The organism is Candidatus Woesearchaeota archaeon, assembly GCA_027858315.1.
Taxonomy (GTDB): Archaea; Nanobdellota; Nanobdellia; order Woesearchaeales; family UBA583; genus UBA583.
In genome coordinates this window covers 1-6217 of record JAQICV010000101.1, presented here as the reverse complement: position 1 = coordinate 6217, position 6217 = coordinate 1, and the positions used below count along the sequence as shown (strand labels likewise).

The 6217-nt window shown below is 33.4% G+C and carries 5 protein-coding genes; all 5 read left to right on the top strand.

Annotated features, from left to right (window positions below):
* Positions 1 to 1847 (top strand): ABC transporter substrate-binding protein (locus PF569_09910; GenBank protein ID MDA3856547.1); only part of this gene is annotated, 1847 nt, incomplete at its 5' end.
* Positions 1847 to 3187, top strand: coding sequence for an ABC transporter permease subunit (locus tag PF569_09905; GenBank protein ID MDA3856546.1), 1341 nt, complete (start codon positions 1847 to 1849; stop codon positions 3185 to 3187). The genes PF569_09910 and PF569_09905, both read left to right, overlap by 1 nt.
* Before the next feature lie 16 nt (positions 3188 to 3203).
* Positions 3204 to 4268 carry an ABC transporter permease subunit gene (locus tag PF569_09900; protein ID MDA3856545.1) on the top strand — a complete coding sequence of 355 codons (1065 nt, stop codon included), beginning with the start codon at positions 3204 to 3206 and terminating at the stop codon, positions 4266 to 4268.
* 37 nt (positions 4269 to 4305) lie between these two features.
* Positions 4306 to 5283 (top strand): ABC transporter ATP-binding protein, encoded by a 978-nt coding sequence (locus PF569_09895; GenBank protein ID MDA3856544.1) that lies wholly within the window; start codon positions 4306 to 4308, stop codon positions 5281 to 5283.
* A gap of 20 nt (positions 5284 to 5303) precedes the next feature.
* On the top strand, positions 5304 to 6217 hold a 914-nt coding region (locus PF569_09890; GenBank protein ID MDA3856543.1), incomplete at its 3' end, for an ATP-binding cassette domain-containing protein.

The following is a 6217-nucleotide window of genomic DNA, read 5'->3' as shown; positions in this document are numbered from 1 at the left end:
GATATTCAGTTCCTCCAGGAGGTGACACTTCTATTTCTGCAGAATTGGGAGGTCCGGGGTTTGAGAATGAGTATTGGAAAGAGAATGGTTGGCAAACTAGAACAGATTTTCCAACTGAAGGTAGTGATAGAGCAGTAAAAGGTGGAGCTTTAAAATATGCTATTGGATCTTTTCCTTCCATGTATCGTACTGAAGGAAAAGGTTCTAATCAAAGCGTAGTAAGTACCTGTACATATCTGCTTTATGAAAGTCTACTGGGATGGGATAGGTATGATGAATTTATCCCAAAGTTAGCTTCTCACTGGAAAATTGAGAATGAAGGTACAACAATCTCAATGAGACTTAATCCTAATGCTAGATGGAATGATGGGATGCCATTAGTTGCAGATGATGTTGTTGCGACATATAATCTATTAACTGATCCAGGACTTTTATCCCCTTATACAAAAGAGAATTATGAACAATTTTCTGTTGAAAAAATCTCAAAATATATTGTTAAGTTTCAATTTAAAAAACAGGGGTGGAGAAATCTTTATAATGCTGGTTTATGGTATACTGTTTATCCTGCACACTGTTTGAATAAAATAGATGGAAAAACTTATTTACAAAAATATCAATTTACTACTCTGCCTGGAACAGGGCCGTATGTGTTTGATTATGAGCAAACTATAAAAGGCAAAAAAATTACATTAAGAAGACGAGAGGACTATTGGGGGAAGAATCTTCCTCAAAACAGAGGTCGTTACAATTATGATAAAATAGTTTTCCTTGTTGTAAGAGATGCATCTCTTGAGTATGAGAAATTTAAAAAAGGTGAACTAGATATTTATCAACCAACCAGTAAAGAGTGGGTTACTGATTTGGATTTAGATAACCCAAAATCTGGTTTAGAAGAGAAGCTCCCAAAAGGAATTATCCAAAAAAGAAAAGTTTTTGCCTACAGGAAAAAAAGTTTCAATGGGATGGCACTTAATATGAGAAAACCTCCTTTTAATGATATTAGAGTAAGAAAAGCTTTTGCTATGCTTTATAATAGAAAACAGATATGTGATAAGTTGGAATTTGGAGAAACAGTTCCTTTAGATTCTCATTGGCCTTATTCAAAATTTAAGCATCCAGATAATGTTGCAGTAAAATTTAATCCTCGAGAAGCAGATAGATTACTTGATGAAGCAGGTTGGACTGAAAGAAATGAAGAAGGATATCGGAAACATCCTGATTATGGACTTCTTGAAATAACTATTAACCTAAGTGGTGGAGATCAAGTAAAAAAGCACACTATTTTTCAACAAAATCTTCAAAAAGCAGGCATTAAATATAATATAAAAAAATCCACCTGGCCGACTATATCAAAAATTCTTGATGAACGGAATTTTAAAGTGCAATCTTTGGGCTGGGGCGCAGCAGCTGTACCAAATCTAGAGTCTACATTTAATTCTAAGCTTGGCAAACAAAAAGGTACTAACAATATGACCGGATTGAATATTCCTGCTTTGGATTCTCTGAATGAGGTTTATAAAAGAACCTTTGATTTATCAGAGAGGGTGAAAATAGTCCAAAAAGTTGACTCTATAGCCTACAATACATACCATTATGTTTTTGGAACAGGTGTTCCATATTCTCTCCGAATAGCCTTTTTAAATAAATTTGGAACAGTGGAAAGTCTTACCACTTATAAAGGTAGTGGTATATTGGAATATTGGTGGATAGATCAAGAGAAAGAGTCAAAAGTTAAAAAAGCTCTTGCTGGTGATAATTCAATATCTTTCTCAGTTGGGGAAACAATCGTTGATTTTTGGAATATTCGAGAAAATAATAAGAGTTTAAATATTAAAGGAGTCAAATAATGTTTACATATATTATTCGAAGATTTTTATTGATGATACCAACCTTTATTGGGATAACTCTTATCTTTTTTGTAATTTTACAGATAGTTCCTGGAGGTCCTTTAGAGCAAGAGATAATGAAAATAAAACATGCCGCAATGTTGAATGAAGGAGGGAACAGTGGGATTGGAAGTACTGATGGAAGAGAAAGTTTAATCTCTGAAGATGCAATGCTAGAGATGAAAAAATTCTATGGAATGGATAAACCAATTTATGTTCGTTATCTTTTATGGTTGGGATTATGGCCTAGGACTATTTCAGAAAAAGAGCTAGTCGTTGGAGACAATTATCGTCAAAACCTGGCTTTCAGAAAGATTGGCTACAATAATTTCGAACTGCAGAACTGGGTGAAAGTTGGAAAACAGGATGGTGAAGTTAAAGTATACGAATCTCTTGTTGGGGGTGATTTTCAGTTTGAAGATATTCCAGCGCTTCCTCAATTTTCAGATATAAAAGATAATGAATGGGAAATTAATAATAATTGGGAAATAGAAAAATTAAATAATGACTCAGTAAGAATTTTTAAAACTGAATTTTCGGGAGTATTTACTGGCAATTTAGGAAATTCATATGAATATAAAGAGTCTGTTATGTCACTGATTTTTTCCAGAGTGCATATATCTCTTTATTTCGGAATAATTGGATTTTTATTATCTTATTTTATTTCAATTCCTTTGGGTGTTATAAAAGCTGTAAAAAACGGTTCTGTTTTTGATATGGGATCTTCAATAATTGTTTTTGTTGGATATTCAGTTCCGGGTTTTGCATTTGGTGCAATTCTATTAATGTTGTTTGGAGGAGGAAGTTTTTGGGATGTTTTCCCTTTAGGAGGATTTAGATCTGAAAATTTTGCCGATCTCTCTTTTTGGGGACAAGTAATAGATCAGGTGCATCACACAATTCTACCTATATGTGCCTATGCAATTGGTTCTTTCGCCAGTATGACAATTCTGATGAAAAACTCTCTTTTGGAAAATTTAGGGAAAGATTACACCCGCACTGCTTATGCAAAAGGTCTATCAGAAAGAAGAGTAATCTTTGTGCATGTTTTAAAAAATTCTCTTATCCCTTTAGCTACCGGAATTGGAGGTTTAATTGGACTTTTTCTTTCTGGTTCTTATTTGATTGAAAAAACTTTTAATATAGATGGTATCGGTCTACTGGGTTATCAGGCTCTATTAAATAGAGATTATCCAGTCTCATTAGGATTTTTAGTAATAGGTTCATTAGTTATGTTAATTGGTAATTTAATATCAGACTGTACATATGCATTAGTTGATCCACGAATAAGATTTAAATAAAATAGAGAGATTTTAGATGGAAAACAAAAAAATACAAATTCCCGAATCTCTCTTAAAAAAGAGATGGAAAAAATTCAAGAAATTAAAAAGAGCTTATTACTCATTAATATTGATAGTAACACTATATCTTTTATCATTTTTTAACCCTTTGCTTGTTAATAATAAAGCTTTAGTTGTTAAATATGAAGGAGTGTACCATTTTCCAGCATTTGGAGGATATTACAGTGTTGAAAAATTTAATCAAACCGGTTTTGGAGAGGCTAAGTATCGCCAATTAGCAAAAAGGTTTGAGAATGAGAAGGATGGTGAAAATTGGCTAATAATGCCTCCGTATCCATATTCTCCAATTGAAAATCTATTAGATGAACTTGAAGAAGAACCTCCAGTTGCACCAGGAGGTAATCATATACTGGGAACAGATAATCGGGGAAGAGATATTTTTGCTCGATTAGTATATGGTTTTAATATCTCAATCTCTTTTGCTCTGGTTATAACACTATTTTCATATATTATTGGAATTTTAGTTGGTGCAGTACTAGGATACTTTGGAGGGAAAGTAGATCTTATTGGAGTTAGATTTATGGAGATACTTTCCGGTATTCCTTTTCTCTATGCAATTATGATAATTACATCAGTTTTTCAACCAAGTTTTCTACTGCTAGTAGTTCTAATAATAGTCATAAGAGGTTGGAAAGGACAGACATATTACATCAGAGGTGAATTCTTAAGAGAAAAACCAAAAGATTATGTTGCTGCCGCAGTCTCTATGGGAGGGAGTAGATTTAGAGTAATGTTTAGGCATATTCTTCCTAACTCATTAACGCCAATAATAACTTTTGCACCATTTACAATTGTAGGATATATCTTCTCCCTTGTAAGTTTAGATTATCTTGGTTTTGGATTGCAGCCTCCTACTCCTAGCTGGGGAGAGTTAATGAGTCAAGGTATTTCAGACATTCACTCATGGTGGTTAATTGCAGCACCTTTAGGGGCAATGTTTTTTACTCTTCTAATTATTAATTTTGTGGGAGAGGGAGCAAGAGAGGCATTTGATCCAAGAGATCATTCCAGATTAAGATAGATTTGTTTTAAAATTAAACTTTAGGGTAGGTCATTGAATGGAAAAAGATATACTTTTTGAAATAAAGAATTTGAAAACCCATTTTAAAACTGAAGCAGGTATTGCTAAAGCGGTTGATGGTGTAAGTTTTAATATATATAAAGGTGAAATATTAGGATTGGTAGGAGAGTCCGGTTCTGGGAAATCAGTTACATCTCTATCTATTAATCGATTAATTCCTATGCCACCTGGTGAGATTGTTTCCGGAGAGATAATTTATAAGGGAGTTGATCTGCTAAAGCTATCTTACAAGGAGATGAGGAAATATAGAGGTAAAGATATCGCCATGATATTTCAAGAGCCAATGACATCACTTAATCCTGTTTTTAAGATAGGTATGCAGTTGAATGAGATTGTTCTGCAGCATTTTGATGTTTCTAAACAAGAAGCGAGACAGAGAAGTATCAAAATGTTAGAAAAGGTGAGTATTCCAGATGCAGAACAAAGAATGGATGAGTATCCGCATCAGTTTTCTGGAGGAATGAGGCAGAGAGTTATGATAGCTATGGCTTTGTTGAATAATCCTGCTCTTTTGATTGCTGACGAACCGACTACAGCATTGGATGTTACCATCCAAGCACAGATACTGGATCTAATTTTAGAACTAAATAAAAAAAGAGAAGGATCAGCAACTCTTTTAATTACTCATGATTTAGCGGTAATTGCAGAAATGTGTGATAGAGTTATTGTAATGTATGGTGGTAAACATCAGGAAATAGCTGATGTGTATGAACTATTTAAAAATCCTCTTCATCCATATACTTTAGGTTTAATGAATTCGATACCAAGAACAGACAAAAAAATAGAAAGATTAGATGCGATTAGAGGAATGGTTCCATCAATTACAAATATGCCCGTGGGATGTAAATTTAGTACAAGATGTGATAAAAAAATAGATATTTGTGATATAGAAGAACCTGAATTGATTGAGGTTACACCTGGTCATTTTGTAAGATGTCATCTCTGTAAAAAATAATATAAATTTAGGAATATATAATGGATGAAATAGTATTAGATATAAAAGATTTAAGAGTGAAATTTCCTATTCATGGTGGTGTTTTTCAAAAAAAGATAGCTGAAGTTCGAGCTGTTGATGGAGTTAGTTTTCAGGTGAAAGAAAATGAAGTTCTTGGTTTAGTCGGTGAATCAGGTTCCGGAAAATCAACTATTGGAAAAGCAATCTTAAATGTTTTAAATATTGTCTCAAATTTTGTTGAAATAGAAGGCGAAGTTAATCTTGTAAAAGACAATATCAAGACAAATATATTTGATTTGAATAAAAAAGATTTGCATAATATTAGGAAAAATATTCAGATGATATTTCAAGATCCTTACTCTTCTCTTAATGAGAGATTAACAGTAAATGATATTGTTAGAGAACCGCTTGATATTCATAGAAAAGATTTGAGTAGGGAAGAGAAGCGGGAGAAAGTAGCATGGCTTTTAGACAAAGTAGGTCTCTCTCCGGAACAGGGAAACCGTTTTCCTCATGAATTTTCAGGAGGACAGAGACAGAGAATTGGAATTGCTAGGTCATTGGCTACAAATCCTGAAATTATTATTGCAGATGAGCCTGTATCAGCTCTTGATGTATCTATTCAAGCTCAGGTTATAAATTTGATGAATGATCTGAAAAAAGAGTTTAATCTGACTTTTATATTCATAGCTCATGATCTCTCTGTTGTAAAACATATTAGTGATCGAATTGCAGTTATGTATTTAGGGGATATTGTTGAGATTGGAGATGCCGATGATGTTTATAACAATCCGAGACACCCTTACACGAAGAGTTTGTTAGATGTCGTTCCAATTCCAGATCCATCTATGAGAGGAAGAAAGAAAACTATTCTTGAAGGAACCATTCCTTCGCCATTGGCAAAACCATCCGGATGTGGATTTAGAACTAGATG